The organism is Pseudoalteromonas sp. SWYJZ12, assembly GCF_015864395.1.
GTDB classification, from domain to species: domain Bacteria; phylum Pseudomonadota; class Gammaproteobacteria; order Enterobacterales; family Alteromonadaceae; genus Pseudoalteromonas; species Pseudoalteromonas arctica.
On record NZ_JADYXH010000016.1, the window covers coordinates 1 to 20,295 of the forward strand.

The following is a 20,295-nucleotide window of genomic DNA, read 5'->3' on the forward strand; positions in this document are numbered from 1 at the left end:
AAAAGCTACTCGCATAATACTTAAGCTACTCAGTAAAACCATTCAGTAAACATTATAACTGCAATTATGTAGTTATTTTCATGCGTGTAATTTAGGTTTAATAGGGCTAATGACTTATTTGATGGATGAAATGAAAGTAACCCAGTAATAAAAGATAAATTCTGAACTTTTAGAGCAAGTTTGTTGGCACAGTTTTGTTTGTTCAATTAAAGTGGCTGTCTAGTTTAGTTTATTCGACTACGCAATTTACGCGCGTATTTCATGGTGCAGTAGGCAAACCCACTTCACATGCAAGTTACTGTGAAAACTTAAAGCGTAAACGGCGATCAAATATCAGTAACTGCGAAAAGCTACTGGCATAAAACTTAAACTACTCAGTAAAGCTATTCAGTAATAAATCACAACTGCATTATGCAGTTATTTTCATGCGTGTAATTTAGGTTTAATAGGGCTAATGACTTATTTGATGGATGAAATGAAAGTAACCCAGTAATAAAAGATAAATTCTGAACTTTTAGAGCAAGTTTATTGGCACAGTTTTGTTTGTTCAATTAAAGTGGCAGTCTAGTTTGGCAGTCTAGTTTGGCATATAGCTCGGCTGTTTATTCAGCTTCTAGCGCCGCCAACCATTGTTCACTATTAGCGCCGACAACACACTCTCCGTTTATGCGCATTGATAAACGCATCATGCAACGAGTTGATACATCAGAAAACGTTTCTTTTGGTAAAAACTTAACAGAATTTACTAATGCTTGGCAGTGAGGGGCGCTTTGCTCTTTAAGGGTATAGTAAACCCACTTACCTTTTTTTTCTAAAGTGAGTAAACCTGCTTTATGTAGCATTTTAAGATTTCGAGAAACGTTATATTGCGTATCACCAATAACATCCATTGCTTCAGCAACATTAATACGTTGGCCAGCATCAACAACTAACCAAAATAATCTTAATCGGGTAGGATCTGATAACGCTTTAAGCGCATCAATATACATTTCATCCATTATGTACCTTCTTGATAATAATAAAATACCATAAAAATTTACGAACGGATTATACCAGAGCCTAAATTAAATTTCCTTAAAACTAACAGGTGCTAAGCGCATGCTTTAACAAAATTAAGTCATTAACAAAAAACAAAAGCACCACTAAAAAGTGGTGCTTACTAACTTATATAACGTATTGAAAAATAACACCGCCTGTAATTGCAGTAGTTAATATTATTAATATAAATGCTAATACAGCCTTTCTTTTTAATACCGAAGAAACCAAAGCAATTTCAGGTAAACTCGCACCCGTACCACCTATTATCAGTGCTAAAGCAGGGCCCATACCCATACCTTTTAAAATCAACACATTTAAAAGCGGTATAGCCATTTCTATTCTCAAATAAAGCGGAATACCAATTAGCGCAGCAATAATAATGGATTTTAAATCTCCGCCACCTACGTATTTTTCAACTAATTCAGCTGGTAAATAAGCAGCCGATAAACCACTAATTAATGCACCCAATAACACATACGGAATAATCCTTTTAAATAAAGATAAAGCAAATTTTAAAACATTTTTAAACTTATCAGAATTAGTACTGTGTGATAGTGCGGCATTATCTGAACTACAGCCTGAACTACAGCTTTTGCCATTAGTAGCCAGCTCTAACTCATCACCTCGTCTTACTTCATTTTTCCATGGTGATTTTGATATTAACCACCCACCTATAACGGCGGCACTAAAGGTTAGTACTAAATATATAGCTGTCACTTTAAAACCAAATGCAGCATATATCATTGCTAGTACAATAAAGTTACATAAAGGAGCTGAAATTAAAAAGCTTAAAATAGTACCTAGCGATGTACCCATAGTAGCCATGCCCAAAGTTACAGGTACAACAGCAGCGCTACAAAAAGGGGTTAACATGCCAAAACTAGCTCCCAACAGCGAGCCCCATTTATCATGCTTTGTTAATTTTGCTTGAAGTTTGTCCTGCGGCACAAACTCCCTAATCAACCCTGTCAAAATAGAAACTGCAGCAATAATTAATATTAAGCCTCCACTAACATGAATAAATTCATCAAGTGCAACCATCATTTTATCTGTATTCACAATAACCTCTAATGTGTAAAACCAAGTTTGAGGTCGCAATATAATCATATAAGCACAATTGTGCAAGTGTGCTTTTGTGTTTTCTCTAAAAATAAAAGCCTGTTTTTAAAATCTACATTAATAGCAATAGCTTATAACTTAATAAAAAGTGATGGTAATAAATTAGGAACGTGTGCTAATGCTAAATAAAGAGCATTAAAATCGGCTAAAAGAAGTTTTTTTAAAGGTAAGAGTAAAAATGAACAAAGGATTGTTAAAGTCGTGGAAAACCGACAAAGGTTTTGGTTTTATTAAATCAGACACTCTAGAACACGACACGTTTATACACATATCAGCGCTTAAACATATGAGCCGTAAGCCAAAAGTTGGCGATACTATTTACTTTGAAGTTGCAACACAGCCCGACGGTAAAACCAAAGCAGTTAACTGCCGCATAGAAGGCGTTGCAGAGCTTAAAGCCCCTTATCAAAAACACAATCAACAGCCATATCGTATGGCTAAATCTAACTTTGTCAGTAGCTTTTTAGGTAAAGTTGCCTCAATTAGCATTATTGCCGTGCTTGGCTTTGTCGCAGTAAATAAATACAACCATTATAAAAGTAGCGAGCAATTTAATAGCCAACCCCCTGTTATTACCAACGCCGATTTAGCCACCTTTGACGCACAATACCCGAACATAATGATACCAAAAAGCACCCATAATTTTACCTGTGATGGCAGGCAGCACTGTAGCCAAATGAGTTCACGAGCCGAAGCTGTATTTTTTATTAATAACTGCCCGAATACAATAATGGATGGCGATGGAGATGGAAAACTTTGTGAGAGGGACTCACGGTTTTAAAGTGAGTGGTAATTTTATAAATCTTTTAGTTAAAGGTTTGGTTGAATAAAAATAGAATTAATAGCTGTATATAAATACAGTTATTTACAATTTACCCCATAACATTATTAAAAGGCAATAATTATATCACCAAGTTATTTATAAAAAATGATTGAGAATTTACACCCAAAGGGATCGTCGACCCATTTAAGTTTTGATTCAAGCTATTATCCCCTCTAAATGCGCAGCGCCTCATAGCCTCTTTGTGAATTAGCTATAAATAATTAAGGTGGCTGGCACTTTATATATCATCACTTAAACGTAAAAACATCGGCGAATTGACATATCTAATATGCGTATGAGCCGATGTTTATATTTTTTTAAAATGAGTACCTTACTTGTAAGGTATCAAGCCTTAGTCTTGTTTACGGTTAAGGCTTATTAAACATATTGCTAAAAGCAACGTTGCAATCATACCCGAAGCGCCAGCAACAGCTGATGGCATAAATCCATCACGGCCAAAGATAATTAAAATACCATTGGCAAGCATTGCAACTCCGCCAGCTAAGGCTGTAAGGACGCCGATGGCTTTGCCACCTTTAGCTATAAAAGACAGGCCAAAAACAAGTGCTGCTAATCCCAATAATAATTTAGCTGCGTAGTAAATCATGAATGACAAAGAAACCACGCCACTAATTAAAGGTTGTGCGCCTTCTACAGCACCCGATACTTTTCCAAATGTAGAAAACAAAGTAAGGCCAATGCTTACCTGCACTATGTTAAGAATCGCGCTAAATGTTATAGCCGACCATCCTAGCTGAGAGTTTTTTGCTTGCACCATAGCAGAACCCGCAAAGGTAACAAGTAAAGTGAAAACTACGGCTTCTAGTCCCCATGCATACTGCCTTGAAAAACTAATTTCTGCACTGTAAAGGGCAGTAAAAACAGCCTGTGTTATCGCCAATACCAACAATAAAGATGCCGTAATTAGCATGGTGCGTTTATTCGTAAATTCCATTATGTACCTCTTATAATTTTATATTTAATGCTTTTAGCTGTAATAGCTGTAATAGCTGTAATAGCTGTAATAGCTGTAATAGCTGTAATAGCTCTCATACTTGAGTAGAAGACAGGTAAAGCTATTTAATTATTTCACTCAAACCTACAAAAGTAATAATTAATAACAAATAGGCTCAAGCTACGGATTTTAATTAAAACTTAAATCGGCAAAGTCGCTTTGATTCAAGCCATTTATGTCTCTAAAAGCGCAGGGTCTCACACCCTCTTTGTGAATTAACTTTTAGATTACTAAGTCGGCATTTTACACGTATTCTAGTAATGGACATAAGCGACTTTTAAAAAGTCACTTATTGTAGTCAGGTAATGCTGTAAAAAGGCTTAAAACCTACTTTGTTAAGATAGAAATATAAAGTGAGACCAATCACTTAATGCTGTAATAGTTTGTTCTGTAGGGGGCGCAACATAGATTAAACCTGCAATGGCAATAATTGAAGCTAGCGTAATTAACTTATTATCGAAGTCAGCTATTTTTAAAGCGGTGCCAAAAGAGCGTTTAATTCTGACATTACTTAAATCTACACTGTAAATTTCATCAAGCAATAAATGAATTAATCCGCCTAATAAAATAAACCCACCCGTTAACCACGCAAAGACGGCTGCTTGTGTGGTTGATTGGTCATTCAGTTTCCATGTTACTTGAGTCGTTAATAACGCGCATAGCAGTATAAATAGTAAAGAGTGGCAACTACCTCTATGTACTGTGATCCATTCAAAAATTGGTCTAATAATATATTTCATAAACCCGTACACCAATAACGGCACTACGATTAACTCGATAAAGCTAATTTCAATAATGAGCTCGGTGGTTATGTAATGCAGTACCAGTAATACAGCGCTGAGTGCAAATAAGTTAAAAATAGTATCGAGTGATGTTGAGTTATCTGAATCTATATCTGGTAATAAGCCGCCGATTGAGCCTAAAAACCATAACCAGAGTGCGCCCTTTAATTCAATATGTCCTGCAGATAATAAGGTGGCTGAGGCTAAGCCTGTGATGATTACGGCAGTATTAAGATGAGTAGTGAAGTTTGCCATTGTATCTCTTGATAGGAAAATAGGGGGGCATTCTAACAATTGAAAAGTTTATTGTTCAATGTTCTTTAAAGATTGGGCTTAAATAACTTGAGTTCTGGATAATAAATCACCCTATAGCAGCCATTTCTAGCGCTAACTACGTTGATTTTACTTGCGAGAGGCTAACTTCGACGCGTAAATTCCCCTTGTTGTCATTGAAAATCTCTGGCTAGAGAGGAGAACCCTTAAATACCATTATTATTAAAAGTGTTATTAAATCTCTTAATCAGAGTTCGGGTTAAATAGGTTTCTTATTACTTTGATAAATCAATTTTTTTACAATTGTTATTCTTTATTGTGCTTCGTGGAGCCGCTAAGTGGTAATTTTTTGGAGAAGAATCAACAATACGAATATAAATGTGAGACCCCATATACCAAAATCAACTACTGCAAATCTAACCTCAAAAGATAAACACACTCTAACGATTTGGAGCCGTTGTTAAATCAACCTGTAATCCATATTACTTGTTCCTATTATTGCCACTTAACGGACGGTAAGTTATCATATTACATTCAAGGCGTTACTGGTGCTGAGTTAGGCCAGAGTATGCTTTTTATGAATCTGTATAAGGCATTTTTAATCGACTATTAAGCATTTGCACTTTTTTAATGCGGCTATACGAAGTGCTTTTGTGAAGATTGACGCGTGTTTACCATTCATAAATAGGTGAAGTAGCAGCATAAATGCATACCATGCGGTGTCTTTTGATTAGTCCTAGGGGGATTTACTCTTTATTACCAAAAGGGATGTAAGGCAGAAGCTGTTACCGAGTCTGCTTGGTTATAAATTTCGTGCCGCGATTAAATCGTCTCTAGACAGAACCAGTCTTTACTTTGGAAGATCAATATCCCCTAATAAATGCTAAAAACCTAGTTCTGGCAATGCCAATTTGCAAAAAGCCATTATTTAGTCGGCTAACGTTTGTACGTTTAGAGTCATTTAAATTTAATAAAAACAACAGGATTTCAAAGAATGAAAAACGAGTTCTATTTAAAAAAAAGTATTATATCAACGTGCTCAGCGTTAATTATTTGCACCAGCCAGTTAGCTTTAGCTGTCACTAATCCGCACCCATTATGGACTGAGTTTGAACAAGGTATTTCGCATCGCTTATTAGACTGGTCTAATGTGGGTTATAAAAGTGGTCATGCGCAAATACCAAATAGATCGATAACCCATAATGTAATTGACTATGGTGCAATTGTTAATGATGGTAAAAATGACAGGTTAGCAGTTCAAAAGGCAATTGATGCGGCAAGTATTAATGGTGGTGTGGTGTTTTTCCCGAGGGGTACATACGATTTTTGGGTTGGGCCTAACGGACATTCACTAGAACTCTCGGCTTCTAACGTTGTTATACGCGGGAGTGGAACAAGCCAGACGCAATTAAAGCAACATGACTTCAAAGAAGGGAAAGTACATTTTGAGCGTTTTTTTCTTATTAATGCACAGAGTAAAAATAATATAAAAGGGCGTACAGTTTCATTACTTGCTGACGCAAAGGTCCATGAAAAGAAAATAAAAGTGTCTGATACCTCTAATATTAGAGTGGGTGACGTAATTACGCTGCAAATGGTAAGTGAGCAACCTGGATCAGACCGGATCGCAAAAAAATTAATATCGCCTTTAGCTATAGAACCCGAATGGACGGGGGGGGAACGATTTATTCCCTTCGAACTTATGGTTACAGTTAAAAAGATAAGCTCAAATACAATCTTTTTAGAGCAGCCTTTAACACAAAGTTTTTTACTCGCTGACGGCGCAAGAGTTTCGCTTATAGAAGAGGAGTTAATTCAAAACGTAGGTATTGAAGATTTAACCTTAGTTGGCAAGTTAACTAATTTTAATCACCATGGTAGCTTTGAAGATGATTACGGTTGGAATGCTATTCAGCTTAAGGGAGCTAAAAACTCGTGGATCAGAAATATAAAAACAACTAAAATGGGAACGGATGTTAATTTAGTAAATACGGGATTTTCAACAGTAGAAAATATTGCTAATGATGGCAGGGGACATTCTGCGCTTTTAGCTTCTAATTCAGATTTTAATTTATTTAAAAACTCTCGTTTTTCGGGATATCGACAACATGTCATTAGTTTTTCAGGGCGTTCAGCGGGTAATGTTTTTACTTCTATAAGTAATAACTCTCAAGACAGTGGCGCAATTGATTTTCATGGCGGCGGGCCTAGCAATTATAATCTGATTGAGAATAGTACAAATTTAAGAATAGCTTCAGCAGGAGCAGAAAAAGGGATGCCTCACGCAGGGCAACATAATACGCTATGGAATATTGTCGCCGGCAAGCCAACTAAAATAGATGATATGTTTTCGTACGGGTACTTTATTTATTCTAATTATAGTGGCCCATATTCAGGCTTAGACCTTCATAGATTACATCCTAAAACTACTTTGGTTGGGATCACTAATGGTCGGAGTTCGATCACTGTAGCAGGGAGTAAAAAGCATCGAGACGATGAGTGGTTATATGTTGATTCAATAGGCAAAAGTGTAAAGCCTATTTCAATCTACACAGCTCAAAGAGCGCTTGGCTTTTAAAAAAAAGCTAGCTATAGAGCCGATGAAGTAACAAAGGCACTAAAAATAAAAAATTACCGAGATAAATCGGTTATAAACAATGTCGTTTTATTTAGGCCAAGCTTTTTACTGCTGTATTTACAGATAATGCTTATATCAATCTGCAATAATACTTAATCAATTATAGGGATTCAACCGACGCTAACAGTATAAAACTACTGATATACGGCTACATGGATGCAAAGCAAGCAAGAGCAATAGCCAAAGTAAACAGGGTCAGGTTTTTCTTTTTGTTATTAAGGCAAAAAGCAAAAGCTGACTCCTTATTTTCTCCTTACCATCCATGGCGCTACCGAAAAAAGCTCAACTCTAATATCGCAATTTATGGTAATTCAGCCTTTATTGGCTGCTTCTAATACAAACTCTTTAACTTTACTGACTAGGTTTGGGTCTTGAGAGACTAGCAGTTGAGATATTAATCCCTCATACAGGATTTCAATTTTAAGCAAGTTGTCTAAGCTGTCGCACCCATATATTTTTAGCCTGGTTTTGAGCTCGGCCCGAGCTGCATTTTTATGTACTTGGGATATTTTGTGTAAATCATGATCTAAATCAGGGTACTCTCTGCACATGTTAATAAAAATACAACCGTAAAACATATCATTTTCGATTGACTCCTCAAGCTCAGTAAAAAACTTCAAAAGTAACTCTGTGGGATCTTTTATCTCTTTTCTTTCTGTAAGCCATTTCGACTGTATCGTTTCACTAAATTTAGTTATTGCTTCAATGGCTAGCGCTTCTTTGCTGCCAAATTGGTTGTAAATAGTCTTTTTAGATACGTTTGCGTACTTAGCAATAGCATCAACTCCAGAAGAAGCCATACCACGCTCTGCGACCATAGAGATAAAGCTCTCTATTAAATAATCTTTTTTTCTCAATGAATTATCTCCGCCTTACAAGAACACAATAATTTTACCACAACTTTTTTAAAATACACAGGTTGGTGTAAAAAGTTCTTGCATGCTTAAATCTTTGGCTTTATCATTTAATTACACTGACCGGTGTAATTTATTTAAAAGGTACATACAATGAAAATTTATAGCTTTCCATATTCTCTACCAAGTTATCGAGCACGTCTTGCTGCGTCTTTAATGGGTTATGACTACGATGTTGCTACCGTAGATATTTCTAAAGGTCAGCAAAATTCTGATACTTATTTAAAGGTTAACCCTTTGGGGAAAATTCCATCTCTTGTTGATGAGTCTGTAACAGTCGGTGATTCGTTGGCTATTATTCGTTACTTGGCGCGTAAGAGTGATAACACTCACTGGTATCCCGACACTAATATTGAGCTAGCTGCAAAAATAGATATTCTTTTGTCTATGGTGGCAAATGAGTTATTTGATTCTGTAGAGAAAGGACGCCTTATTAAAACATTTAAGATGTTTTCTGAGGATGGGCTTGCTGACTGTGATTTACTTGCACATGGTTTGCTAACACTCTTTAACGACAATCTTAGTAACTCAAAATACCTTGTGGGCGATGTTCCTACTATTGCAGATATAGCTGTACTTTCAACGCTTCTTTATATGGACGAGGCAGGCTTATCAACACAAAAGTACACTAATGTATTTCGCTGGATTGAAGATATGAAAAAGCTTAGCGGATTTATTGAGCCGGTAAAGCTGTAAATTTATTGCGGAGGATGTGACTAATTAAACTTCTTTAAATCATGAAGCCGCAGATCAAGAGATAATGGCAGGCTTAAAATGAAGGTGTTTACCCTGACATTTAAAAAGTCTGCTCAGCTTATTTATTTTTCGCTTGATGAAAAACTGCATTTAAACTCTAAAATGATTAAGAGTTGTTTAGATTGCTACCTAGGTTGTTAAACCAACCCATCTACGTTAAATAACATTACTTACGAGCACCCCAGTTGAGAATTTTTATTCTCAATAAATTTTAATAAAGAGGAAGTCTTATGTCAGAAACTAGAGTTGACCAGATAACTTTGCTTAAAACCCTACTCACCAATACAAACCACGCAAATCAATTAAGTATTATGTATGCGGCTTGGGCATCTGTTTACACTACAGGTAGTGAATACCTTAAAAAAATAGTACTGCAAGTGATCAGCGAACCATCACCTACACACAAGCGTGATATTGAATTTGCGGTTGCACGAATGGGAGTGACTAATCCTTATTTTATTGCCCGCCAGTTTGTTTCAGTGAAGGCTGGTGGTAGCCTTGATGACTTAAATTTTAGGTCTTTCTCCATGCTGAACATAGAAAACGAACAAGCGTATCATCACGCATGCGTGGCTATATCGCTTATTAATGGCGGTCACATGTGTTTAAGCTCACACGTGGGGTCACTTCAAGCGTCTAATGAGACGGATGAAAATATAGATTGTTCAATGCGTATTGCCGCTGTAAGCCATTCTCTTAATATTTTGGGAAGAGGGGACGAATAGTTGATGTCAAAAATGGGGACGAATCTGTATGTACTATTAGGTTCGTTGGCTTTTGGTATATGGGGATTGGTCCCTATATACTTTCACCAATTAGACGAAGTTGACCCAATTTTGGTTTTGTCTCAACGTGTTTTTTGGTCTGCCATTATCTTAATTTTGATTGCCGTTATAAAGCCAAAGTTGATTAGCTTTAATGAAATAAATGCCAGAGAGGTAGGGTTGACCTTTGTAGCAGGTCTATTGATGAACCTGTCTTGGTTGGGTTTTGTATATGCTACCATTACAAATAATATTATGGCGGCATCACTGGCGTTTTACATTACACCTGTAATGGTATTTTTTACTGGTTTTATATTTTTTAAAGAAAAGATAACACAATACCAAAAAATTTCTTTGTCGCTAATGATTCTAGCTCTTGCTGTTTATGTCTATTTTGATAAGCAGCTGCCTATGTTAAGTTTGGTTATTGCCTCTTTATTTACCTTTTATTTTGTGGCAAAAAAGCGCATGAATATTGGTACATTCGCTGCAATTTTTTTAGAACACATTATATTTGCTCCAATAGCATTAATTTATATTTGTTTAAATATATCTGATGAAACTTATGTTGAATGGCTTACATTAATGTCGGCTGCTCCACTGCAATTATTACCGATATTTTTACTGAGTATCGCGCTTTTGAAAATGCCATTAACCAAAATCAGTATTCTTCAGTACATAGAGCCGACATTGCATTTAGCGTTGGCGGTATGGATTTATCATGAATCTGTGTCAAATGGTCAGAAGTATGCGTTTATCATTATCGTATTTTCTATCATATTTTCATCGCTAAAAAGCAAGAAAAATTATGCTAACAATTGACACTTGAGCTCAGGGTTAATATATAAAATCATACGTTAAAATAAACGAGACAAGTGTAGAGTATTTGCCTGTCCCGTTTATTTTATGCCCATTTGATATCTATAGTATTTAAAAAAGTGGCATATTAATCACCTGTATTTTTAATAACACGGTATCTTTAATACCTCCTGAATTCGGATAATAAATGATTTACAACTTTATAATTAAAGTGCTTCAAAAATAGCGGCTATACCTTGGCCACCGCCAATACACATAGTGACTAAGCCATATTTACCATTAATACGTTTTAGTTCGTACAGACATTTGGTAGATAAAATAGCACCGGTTGCTCCAACAGGGTGGCCAAGCGCTATCGCGCCTCCATTTGGGTTTACTTTATTTTGAGGAAAGCGTAATTCATTTGCTACGCATAATGCTTGCACAGCAAAGGCTTCATTTGATTCTATTACGTCCATGTCATCAATTGTTAATCCCGTTTTTTTAAACACCAGTTTTACAGCAGGGATTGGCCCGGTTCCCATTAATGTCGGTTCTACGCCAGCTCTTGCATAGCCAACTAATCGGCCCATTGGCTTTAAGCCTTGCTCATTCGCTTTTTGCTCTGACATAAGTACTAGCATTGCTGCTGCGTCGTTAATACCCGACGAGGTTGCTGCTGTCACTGTCCCATTTTGTTTAAAATAAGGTGCTAACGTCGCCAGCTTTTGCACTGTTGTGTCTGCACGCACATGTTCGTCAGTGTCAAATACATGAATGTTATTTCGCGATTTTATTTCTATAGGGAGTATTTGTTCTTTAAAGCGTCCTTTGGCTATCGCTTTTGCGGCTTTATGATGACTTTGGGCTGCGTAAGCGTCTTGTTGCGCACGGGTAATATTATATTTTTCTGCTATGTTTTCAGCTGTGATCCCCATAGGAGCGTTATCCCATGGGTCTTGTAATGTAGTGGTTAGCTCATCAACCATCGTACTATTACCCATTTTTTGGCCCCAACGATTACTTTCTAATGTGTAGGCTGAGCTACTCATGCTTTCTGCTCCGCCTGCTAAGGCTGCATCTACTTCACCTAGTTGAATTTGCTGGGCTGCTTGTAAAATAGCTTCTAAGCCAGAGCCACATAAGCGGTTAAGTGTTACCGCATGACTATTAATGGGTAATCCTGCGTCAAGGCCAATGACTCTGGACAGGTAGGCATCTTTAGGCCCGTTGTGTATAACTTTACCTACCACACATGAGCCCACCTGATTTGGTGATATATTGGCTCTGACTAATGCTTCTTTTGCGCAAAGTGTGCCAAGTTCAGCTGGAGTGAAATTTTTAAGACTGCCCCCAAAACTTCCGATAGCGGTACGCACTGCGCTTAAGATAACTACATTATTGTTATTAAATTTTGTCATTTTTATTCTCTTATTATTTTTATGCCAATAAACGTTTTTTAATTTAGTCTTTAAAGGACTAACTTTATTCATCAAAACATAATTTAAGCCGCTATGTAATTATAAAATAATTACATAGCGTTTTTTTAGCAGGCTAAATAAAAACAAAGTGCCATTCATCATTGTGGATGCAGATAAATATACGCTCATACCATAGTTACCAAAGCGTGCCAGCAGGTCTGTTTATTTTCGAGGTTGAATTTACTTATATGTTAATGTTGGTATGTTATATTGTTGCATTTTGTATGTGTTATAGTATAACATACGGTGCATTCGGATTATTCATAGTAGAGCTTGAGTGTGACAACACCTATCGCAGTTAATAAAACCCCATCAAAAAAATTGCCTATTAAACAGCAAACAAGTAACGATAAGTTTGGTAATACCCTCGGTAATGCAAGCGAAACCGTTATTGAAGTAAGCTCGTTAAGTTTTAGTATTAAAAATAACGCTATTTTAAAAAACTTAAGCTTTAGTGTGGCTGCAGGTGAGGTTTATGCGCTACTTGGTGGTAATGGTGCGGGTAAATCAACCACGTTAAAAACGTTACTTGGGTTTAATAAACCAACCGAAGGCTCTTTAAAAGTAGCGGGTAAAGAGGTGAGTAAAGCGCTTGATTTTGTGCGAGGTAAAACAGCGTATTTGCCAGAGTCGGCTACGTTATATCCGCATTTAACTGCTCGTGAAAATATTGAATATTTTTTATCACTCGCTGATATTAAAAAATCAGATGAGCAAATTAACGCGGCTTTTAATCGTGTTGCACTGCAATACGATGCGTGGGATCGCCACATGCAAACTTATTCAAAAGGCATGAGGCAAAAAACAGCAATTGCACTTGCGATACTGCGTGAAGCACCCATTTTTTTACTTGATGAGCCAACCTCTGGTCTTGATCCTGTTGCTATTGATGAATTTAATCAACTTGTACGAGAGCTAGCATTAACTGGTGCGACTATTTTAATGGTTACCCACGATGTATACGGTGCCTGCCAAGTCGCTAATCGAATTGGTTTACTAAAAAACGGTGAGCTGGTGGGAGAGTTTGATGCGCCCCAAAGTGGGCGTATTGATACCGAGCAAGTACACGCTGCGTTTGGGCATCACGCTAAAAGAGGTGCTTAATGAGTATAAATAACTTTTCAAAGGTGGTGATTGTTGCCAAAGATGAGTGGCGTTATTGGCTTCGCTCAAAATTAGCAATGACCGTGCTTGCTATAGGTTTAGTGCTCACGCTTGCTTCGGTCATTGTAACGGCTATTACCATGATGGAGCTAAGCCATGCTCGCCATGAGTTACAAACAACAAGCGATAAGAGCTTTGTTGATCAACCCGACCGCCATCCACACAGAATGGTGCATTACGGGCATTATGCGTTTAGAACGCCTTCGCCACTTAGTACGCTAGACCCTGGTATTGACGCTTACACAGGCAACTCTATATTTTTAGAAGGGCACAGACAAAACAGCGCAATGTTTGCAGATAGTCGCCAAGGGACTGCATTAACTAAATTAGGCAGTTTAACGCCTGCATTTATTGTGCAAACACTCGCACCTTTATTATTAATATTAATTGGCTACAGCGGTATTAGCCGAGAGCGCGAATCGCAAACGCTTTCTTATTTGTTATCGCAAGGTACATCGGGTGTAACGCTAATTGCAGGTAAAGGATTGGCGCTACTTTCTGTTGTGGGCTTAATTTTAACTCCGCTTACGGTATCGGCTTTATTTACGGTTGCTGCGGGCGAAAGCTTACTGGCAGTTGTAAGTTTTGTTGTTGGCTACGCTTTATATTTAACTGTGTGGGTATTACTGATTTTACTGGCATCGAGCGTGTTTAGTAAAAACAGTGGTAGCTTTACCGCACTTGCCTTTGTGTGGATTTTACTGTGTATTGTTATGCCACGCGTAGCAAGTACCAGTGCCTCAACGGCTGTGCCATCTGCCGGTAAAATAGAAACAGACTTTGCTGTAAAAGCACAACTTAGAAAATTAGGCGACGGCCATAACGCAAACGACCCTGCCTTTATGCAATTTAAACAATCACTTCTTAAAAAGTACAACGTTAAAAGTATAGATGAGCTACCCGTTAATTTTAGAGGATTAGTAGCCAGCGAATCTGAAGCAAAATTGACTAACGTACTAAACAAATTTGCCCAGCAACGTATGCAAGCTGAGCTTAAACAAACGAAGGTATCTCGTTATTTTGGCTGGGTTTCACCTATGGTGGCTATTCGGTCGTTATCGATGATAGTGGTGGGGACGAGTATTGAAACTCATCACCGCTTTTTGCGTGAAACCGAACAGTTGCGTTTTGACTTTGTGCAAGGGCTTAACAAAGTTCATGTAGAAAAGCTTAGCTACCAAGACGATATGAACCGCAATGCCAGTACCGAAGCGACTAAGCAAGCTCGTGTAAGTGCACAAAATTGGCAAGTACTGCAAAACTTTACTTTTAATGTAGATACCGCACAAGTAAGAGCGCAGCGAAGTATCCCTGCATTTTTACAGTTATTTATTTGGATTGCAGTGCTGTTAGGCGGTATTAAATTTGTAGGGAAGCGTTTGTTATGAGTTATGTATTTTCACAGCTAATTCGTGAATGGCGTTTTTTACTTCGTCAAAAATATTTAGTGATATTACTAGCATGTACATTTGCTATATCGGGGTTTGCAGTTTTCAGCGGCCTTAGTGAAGTAAGCCAGCAGCAACATACTATTGAGCGTTTAAAAACGGCTGATTTAATTGAATTAGCTAACGTACAAAATAAATACAGTGATGCTGGTTCGCTTGCCTATTACAGCTTTCATTTAACGTATTCACCACCTTCAAATTTAGCGTTTGCTGCTTTAGGTGAGCGTGATATTTATCCGTGGAAACACCGCTTAAATTTACTTGCCCTAGAGGGACAAATTTACGAAAGCGATTCACAAAACGCAGAGCTAGCGCAGGCAGGTAAAATTGATTTTGTATTTGTAATTAGTGCATTAGCACCGCTGATAGTTATTTTATTATTTCATGATTTATTTGCTAATGAGCGAACAAGCGGTAGGCATGACTTATTAGTGACTACGGCTAAGTCGTACTTTGCATTATGGGGGGCACGTATAGCTGTAAGGTTAATAGCAGTAATAGTGTGTTTAATGTTGCCATTTTATGTAGGTACATTGCTTAGTCATTCGGCCCTTGCTGATGTGGGGTTTGTTACTTTTATATGTGTAATTTACATTGCGATTTGGACTTTGCTTAGTGTGTGGTGGGGCAAAAATGCCAATAGTGCGCCGCGTGTTGCTTCAACATTAATCGGTTTTTGGGTGTTAGTTGCCTTTATTATTCCTATTTTAGGCGATTTAGTTATAAACAAAACGGTTCACTCACCAAAGGGCGGCGACATTGTGCTTACTCAGCGTGAGGCGGTTAACGATGCATGGGACTTACCAAAGAAAACCACAATGGATGCTTTTGTAGCATCAAATCCACAGTGGAAAGATCATGTTGATATGCAAAGCGAGTTTGAGTGGAAATGGTATTACGCATTTCAGCAAGTTGGAGACGAAAAAGCAGGTGAACTTTCACATGCTTATCGTGATGCAGCGCACACAAAGTATCAACTAGCAGGGATTGTATCGTGGTTTTCACCACCACTATTGCTACAACGCAGTTTTACCCGATTGGCGAGCACTGATGCTTTAGCTGCATTTAGATATGAATACCGTATGCGAGGATTTCATAAAAGTTTGAGGGAGTTTTACTACCCTTGGCTGTTTATAAAAGGCAACCCACCTAAAGCTGCGCTTAAGAGTATGCCTAGCTTTAAAAAAACAATGCTTAATGAAACGGATGAGCCTGACGTTACAGGCGTTAAGCTAAAAGAAAATTTATGAGTCAACTAATTAACAAGGTTTATAATGAATACCAATAAAAATGGGCTAAAGCTCAGCTATTTAAGCGCATACTTAGTCAGTTTATTTAGCAGCCACGCTATGGCTGCTGAACAAACTCCAAAGGATGACAGCGTAAGTAATAGCCCTATAGAAAGATTGGCAGTGATTGGCTCGCGCCAAGCTTATCAAGGTAATTTTAGCCCTTTAGAAACACCGCAATCAGAATTAAAAATAGATTTAGAAGCGCTTGAAAACGCAGGTGCTATAAATTTAAATCAAGCGCTTGATTTATCGGCATCGGTAGCGCGTCAAAATAACTTTGGTGGGCTTTGGAATAGCTTTGCGCTACGTGGCTTTGTAGGCGATGAAAACTTGCCAAGCAATTACCTTGTTAATGGGTTTAATGCTGGGCGTGGCTTTGGTGGCTCACGTGATTTGTCGGGTATTGAATCGGTTGAGGTGTTAAAAGGTCCACGTGCTGCTTTATTTGGCCGTGGTGAACCTGGCGGTACAGTAAATCTAGTTACTAAGCGCCCAACGTTTGATACAAGCGGCGAGCTAAAGCTAAGCGTAGGCAGCTTTGACACCTACCGCGCTGATGTAGATTACACCACGCCCCTTAGCGACGACGTAGCAATTAGACTGGTTGGTTTTTATGAAGACGCAAAAAGCTTTCGCGATACAATAGAAACAACTAAACAAGGCTTTAGCCCATCAATAACATGGAACATTAATGACAACAGCCAGCTAATATATGAGCTTGAATACAGCGACCAAGAGGTCCCTTTTGATAGAGGCGTATTAGCCATAGATGGCGAACTTGGTTTAATACCAGAGAACCGCTTTTTAGGGGAGCCAGGTGATGGCCCAATAGAGGCTGATGTACTTGGCCATCAATTAGAGTTTATTCATGACTTTAATGATAATTGGAGCGTATTGCTGGGCGCTAACTACCGTGATACCTCGCTTGAAGGGTTTGCTACCGAAACTGGTTTTGATGGCGTGATTGATGGTGAAGTAAATCGCTTTAGGCGCTACCGTGATTACAATGCAAAATATCAGGTATTTAGAGCCGAAGTGACAGGTAATTTAGAGGTTGCAGGGTTGGATCACCGTTTAATAATTGGTGTTGATTCTGATAAGTTCGAAAATGATCAATTTGTTCTTCGTGTACGTGGCGATCAGTATATAAATGTTTTTAATCCTGTATATGGAGCGTATGAGTTACCTACGCCAACGGCCAATACCGATAAGTTAGAAGTGCAGGAGTCGTTAGGTGTATTTATACAAGACCAAATAAGCCTAACCGATAAGCTTGATGTACGTATTGGTATACGTTTTGATGACTACCAGCAAACACTTAATAACCGCTTAGCTGATACACAATCAAAACAAAATGAGTCACGTGTTAGCCCCCAGTTAGGTGTTGTGTATGAGGCGAGCGAGTTTGTATCTGTTTATGCCGCTTATGGCGAAAACTTTAGGCCTTTATCAGGCACTGATACAAATGGCGATGGGTTTGAACCAAATCAATCTACTTCAACAGAGTTGGGAGTTAAATTTACTTTAAACGATGGCGCTTTATTTGGCACTATCGCGATGTTTAAAGTAGAGCAAGACAACATGCTGGTGGTTGACGATCCCACTGCATTTACTTTTGCTGCAATTGGAGAAGCACAAAGCAAAGGCATAGAAATTGATATAAACGGTGAGCTAACGGATGATGTAAGCCTATGGTTATCGTATGCGTATGTTGATGCAACTATTGAAAACTCATTTTTTGATGCTAACTTTGGCTATACCGTTGAAGCGGGTAGTTCTTTATTAAATATTCCTAAACATCAACTTAGTTTACAGCTTGTTAAATCAGCCGAGTTATATGGCAAAGCAATTAAGTTTGGCGCAGGTTTAGTTTATGTAGATTCTCGAAACGGCTTTTTTGGTACCGATTTTGAGCTACCAAGCTATACAACAGCGCGTACTTTTATAGATGTTGATGTGACTAAGTCAATTGGCTTGCGTGCAGAGGTAGATAACCTGTTTGATGAAACCTATTACACTAACTCATTTGCTGATGCATGGGTTCAACCGGGCACACCCAGAAGTGTAAGGCTATCTGCAACGTATAAGTTTTAAACGTAAACTAAAAAGATACTAACAAAAAGGCTGCTTAAATTAAGCAGCCTTTTTGTTAGTTAAAAACTTAGCTAAAAACTTAGTTAAAAACTCGATTAAAACGGTGCATAGCCGTCGTTCGTCTTTTTAGGGTTAATCCAGCGCTGTTTAGCATCAATAGGAATGCGTGGTGCACCTTGTGCTGGTAATCGCCCGCGTTCTCCATACAACCACAAAACAAAATTAGTTCGCTCACCACTGGTAATAGGCTTTGCTGCGTGTGCAATATTGCCACGATGTAACATGGCAGTGCCGGGCTTAAACGTAAGTGATTTAATGTCGCCTGTGTACGGGTGATAAAAGTCAACTTCTGACCCTGTAAACTCTTCGCCTGGTAAGTTTAAGTTAATATTAAGCGTTACGGCCGATGCATCGGTATGTGGGCGAATTGACGAATCTGTGTTTGGCTCATAATAAATAGAAAAACCAAATGTTTGTGTATCAAACCCCGTAACCTCAGGGAACAACATACGCGAAATAGGGCGCATGTAAGTGTTTAGTATTTCGTTATAAAATGCTTGAAAGCTTGGCGCTGCTAAATAACCTTCTGATCGACTATCAAGCATGGCACCACGGCGATTTAACACTATGCCATATGGTGGGCGCATAGGAATTTGCGAATTCCATACTTGTTCTAAATACCCGCGTAAAACGGCAAGGCGCTCTGGATCAAAAAATTGAAATTGAAATACATCAGGCGCAACTTCGTGTAATAACGCTTTTACGGCCAGCTCTTTTGATGGATCTTCCCATGCTTGCTTTACTGCTTCGCGTAGGTTTTTATCAAGTAGTGTGTCGTCAAGCGTAAACGTTGAGCCATCTATTGATGTTGTTTCCCATTCGCTACACGCGTTTGTAATTAGGTCGGTGTTGCTATTCCAAAAGTGTTGTACTGATGGTTCTCGGTAAAGCATGGCTTGGCGTGTTGGTAACTCTAGAGCACGCGCTAGCTGTAATTGATTGGCAAACATTTTGTGTAACTCCAGTTGTTGAATTTGGTTTATATCAATCTAGGAGTGCAATTTATTGCATTTGATTTAGTAGATAAACAGCCAGCTTTAGGAAACAGAATATACCATTTATTGATAATGAAGGTTTGTATACTTTTTGAAGCAGAGAAAGCTAGCTTTGTAGATAAGCAAAAGGCTGCACAATATGCAGCCTTTTGTTGGTGTAATTTAAGTTGCTTAATAAATACTAGTGGGTTGCTCTGTCGCCCCAAATATCTTCTAGGCGGCTGTCGCGACCGCAGCGCCAACGATAAGTGTTGTATCGGATTGGATTGTTTTTGTAATAATCTTGGTGAAAGCTTTCCCTCCCTTTAATAGGATAAAAGGTACTTGCGTTTAGTATAGGTGTAACCACAGTTTGATTAGGGAACTCGGCTACAACAGCTGCTTTTGTTTTTTCAGCTAATTTACGTTGTTCGTCGTTTTGTACAAATATAGCGCTTAAGTAACTAGGGCCTTTATCACAAAATTGGCCTTTGGCATCAAAGGGATCAATATTTACCCAGTAATGATCAAGTATGCCCTGATAGCTTACTATGGCTGGATCGTATGTGATTTCTACGGCCTCGTAATGGCCTTTATGATTACCATTGTATGTCGGGTTTTTAAGTTTACCGCCAGTAAAGCCCGATATTACATCGGTTACGCCTTCTAGCTTTTCAAAGTCACTTTCCATACACCAAAAACAACCTCCAGCTAGAACGGCTTTTTCGGTTTTAGCTGCATGGGAGAATGTACTAAACAAAATAACGGCAGATGTTAATGTAAGCGTAAGTGATTTTTTCATAAAATTATCCATCTGTACTGTGAGTTTATAAATACTTATAAAGTTAGACCCGCTAAGTGC

The 20,295-nt window shown here is 38.1% G+C and carries 17 protein-coding genes and 1 pseudogene; 10 read left to right on the plus strand and 8 right to left on the minus strand.

The window, feature by feature from the left end:
* Positions 1-236: 236 nt before the first annotated feature.
* Positions 237-362, plus strand: a pseudogene (locus tag I6F42_RS20235) (transposase); the annotation flags it as partial.
* A 240-nt stretch (positions 363-602) separates the two neighbouring features.
* Here the strand turns inward: I6F42_RS20235 and I6F42_RS15135 are convergent.
* Entirely contained in the window at positions 603-998 is a 396-nt protein-coding gene (locus tag I6F42_RS15135) for a metalloregulator ArsR/SmtB family transcription factor (RefSeq protein WP_197152675.1), read from the minus strand.
* 166 nt (positions 999-1,164) lie between these two features.
* A complete protein-coding gene (locus I6F42_RS15140) occupies positions 1,165-2,097 on the minus strand; it encodes a permease (protein ID WP_238142572.1) in 933 nt (310 codons plus the stop codon).
* A 238-nt stretch (positions 2,098-2,335) separates the two neighbouring features.
* Between I6F42_RS15140 and I6F42_RS15145 the strand changes: the two genes are divergently transcribed.
* Positions 2,336-2,938: a cold shock domain-containing protein gene (locus I6F42_RS15145; RefSeq protein WP_010552760.1), complete on the plus strand. Its 603-nt coding sequence runs from the start codon at positions 2,336-2,338 to the stop codon at positions 2,936-2,938.
* A 394-nt stretch (positions 2,939-3,332) separates the two neighbouring features.
* On the opposite strand, the gene I6F42_RS15150 is transcribed toward I6F42_RS15145, so the two are convergent.
* Both I6F42_RS15150 and I6F42_RS15155 read right to left on the minus strand, forming a co-directional pair.
* A complete protein-coding gene (locus I6F42_RS15150; protein WP_197152677.1) occupies positions 3,333-3,935 on the minus strand; it encodes a thiamine biosynthesis protein ThiC in 603 nt (200 codons plus the stop codon).
* A 395-nt stretch (positions 3,936-4,330) separates the two neighbouring features.
* Entirely contained in the window at positions 4,331-5,032 is a 702-nt protein-coding gene (locus I6F42_RS15155; RefSeq protein WP_197152679.1) for a metal-dependent hydrolase, read from the minus strand.
* 1,012 nt (positions 5,033-6,044) lie between these two features.
* Between I6F42_RS15155 and I6F42_RS15160 the strand changes: the two genes are divergently transcribed.
* Positions 6,045-7,628 carry a glycosyl hydrolase family 28-related protein gene (locus tag I6F42_RS15160; protein WP_197152681.1) on the plus strand — a complete coding sequence of 528 codons (1,584 nt, stop codon included), beginning with the start codon at positions 6,045-6,047 and terminating at the stop codon, positions 7,626-7,628.
* Positions 7,629-7,999: 371 nt separating this feature from the next.
* Here I6F42_RS15160 and I6F42_RS15165 read toward each other — a convergent pair whose 3' ends face one another.
* A complete protein-coding gene (locus I6F42_RS15165) occupies positions 8,000-8,545 on the minus strand; it encodes a TetR/AcrR family transcriptional regulator (protein ID WP_148664652.1) in 546 nt (181 codons plus the stop codon).
* 150 nt (positions 8,546-8,695) lie between these two features.
* Here I6F42_RS15165 and I6F42_RS15170 point away from each other — a divergent pair, with 150 nt between their 5' ends.
* The 3 genes from I6F42_RS15170 to I6F42_RS15180 all read left to right on the plus strand — a co-directional run bounded on the left by I6F42_RS15170 (position 8,696) and on the right by I6F42_RS15180 (position 10,944).
* Positions 8,696-9,298: a glutathione S-transferase family protein gene (locus I6F42_RS15170; RefSeq protein ID WP_010552765.1), complete on the plus strand. Its 603-nt coding sequence runs from the start codon at positions 8,696-8,698 to the stop codon at positions 9,296-9,298.
* A 290-nt stretch (positions 9,299-9,588) separates the two neighbouring features.
* Positions 9,589-10,083 (plus strand): hypothetical protein, encoded by a 495-nt coding sequence (locus I6F42_RS15175; RefSeq protein WP_010552766.1) that lies wholly within the window; start codon positions 9,589-9,591, stop codon positions 10,081-10,083.
* A gap of 3 nt (positions 10,084-10,086) precedes the next feature.
* Positions 10,087-10,944 (plus strand): EamA family transporter, encoded by an 858-nt coding sequence (locus I6F42_RS15180; RefSeq protein WP_010552767.1) that lies wholly within the window; start codon positions 10,087-10,089, stop codon positions 10,942-10,944.
* 203 nt (positions 10,945-11,147) lie between these two features.
* Here I6F42_RS15180 and I6F42_RS15185 read toward each other — a convergent pair whose 3' ends face one another.
* Positions 11,148-12,341 carry an acetyl-CoA C-acyltransferase family protein gene (locus I6F42_RS15185; RefSeq protein WP_010552768.1) on the minus strand — a complete coding sequence of 398 codons (1,194 nt, stop codon included), beginning with the start codon at positions 12,339-12,341 and terminating at the stop codon, positions 11,148-11,150.
* Between the two features lie 387 nt (positions 12,342-12,728).
* Between I6F42_RS15185 and I6F42_RS15190 the strand changes: the two genes are divergently transcribed.
* From I6F42_RS15190 to I6F42_RS15205, 4 genes are read left to right on the plus strand one after another with little or no spacing between them, the layout of a single operon-like run.
* Positions 12,729-13,505 carry an ABC transporter ATP-binding protein gene (locus I6F42_RS15190; RefSeq protein WP_197152729.1) on the plus strand — a complete coding sequence of 259 codons (777 nt, stop codon included), beginning with the start codon at positions 12,729-12,731 and terminating at the stop codon, positions 13,503-13,505.
* Complete coding sequence (locus I6F42_RS15195; RefSeq protein ID WP_197152683.1) at positions 13,505-14,953, plus strand: DUF3526 domain-containing protein; 1,449 nt, start codon at positions 13,505-13,507, stop codon at positions 14,951-14,953. The genes I6F42_RS15190 and I6F42_RS15195 overlap by 1 nt, the downstream gene beginning before the upstream one ends.
* Positions 14,950-16,263, plus strand: coding sequence for a DUF3526 domain-containing protein (locus tag I6F42_RS15200; RefSeq protein WP_197152684.1), 1,314 nt, complete (start codon positions 14,950-14,952; stop codon positions 16,261-16,263). Before I6F42_RS15195 ends, I6F42_RS15200 begins: the two co-directional genes overlap by 4 nt.
* A 24-nt stretch (positions 16,264-16,287) precedes the next feature.
* Positions 16,288-18,399: a TonB-dependent siderophore receptor gene (locus I6F42_RS15205; RefSeq protein ID WP_197152685.1), complete on the plus strand. Its 2,112-nt coding sequence runs from the start codon at positions 16,288-16,290 to the stop codon at positions 18,397-18,399.
* Between the two features lie 95 nt (positions 18,400-18,494).
* Here the strand turns inward: I6F42_RS15205 and I6F42_RS15210 are convergent, their stop codons facing one another.
* Both I6F42_RS15210 and msrA read right to left on the minus strand, forming a co-directional pair.
* Entirely contained in the window at positions 18,495-19,409 is a 915-nt protein-coding gene (locus tag I6F42_RS15210) for a 2OG-Fe(II) oxygenase family protein (RefSeq protein ID WP_197152686.1), read from the minus strand.
* Between the two features lie 226 nt (positions 19,410-19,635).
* Positions 19,636-20,235 (minus strand): peptide-methionine (S)-S-oxide reductase MsrA, encoded by a 600-nt coding sequence (msrA, locus tag I6F42_RS15215; RefSeq protein WP_197152687.1) that lies wholly within the window; start codon positions 20,233-20,235, stop codon positions 19,636-19,638.
* Positions 20,236-20,295 lie beyond the last annotated feature (60 nt).